Annotated in this window: 1 protein-coding gene; it reads left to right on the top strand. The window is 31.5% G+C overall.

Translation table 11 applies throughout. The features are described 5' to 3' along the window. Nucleotides 1-158 precede the first annotated feature (158 nt). The coding region (locus ACVYAD_RS25105; RefSeq protein ID WP_476428292.1) for an ROK family protein at nucleotides 159-463 on the top strand (305 nt) is incomplete at its 3' end.

Below are 463 nucleotides of genomic sequence, written 5' to 3'. Positions count from 1 at the left end.
GTATGAAGTCCCTCCAAAAATCATTTGATAATATAGTTTACAGCTATAATTGTAAACGCTATCATAAAATGTAACAATATCTTTTTGAAAATTGTAGTCATATTTATGTATAATTAATGAAAATGTTTTTCAAAATCAATAGAAATGGAGTGAGTAAGGTGTATTACATCGCAATCGATATTGGAGGCACTCAAATTAAATCGGCAGTTATTGATAAGCAATTGAATATGTTTGACTATCAACAAATACCAACGCCGGACAACAAAAGTGAGCTTATTACTGACAAAGTATATGAGATTGTAACAGGATATATGAAGCAATATCAGTTGATCCAACCTGTCATAGGTATTTCATCAGCAGGCGTTGTTGATGAACAAAAAGGCGAAATTGTATACGCAGGGCCAACCATTCCGAATTATAAAGGTACTAATTTTAAGCGATTATTAAAATCATTGTCTCCTTA

It is taken from the genome of Lysinibacillus sp. G1-3, assembly GCF_056322905.1.
Note: the sequence above shows the minus strand (reverse complement) of the source record. Positions and strands in the feature narration are given on the sequence as shown.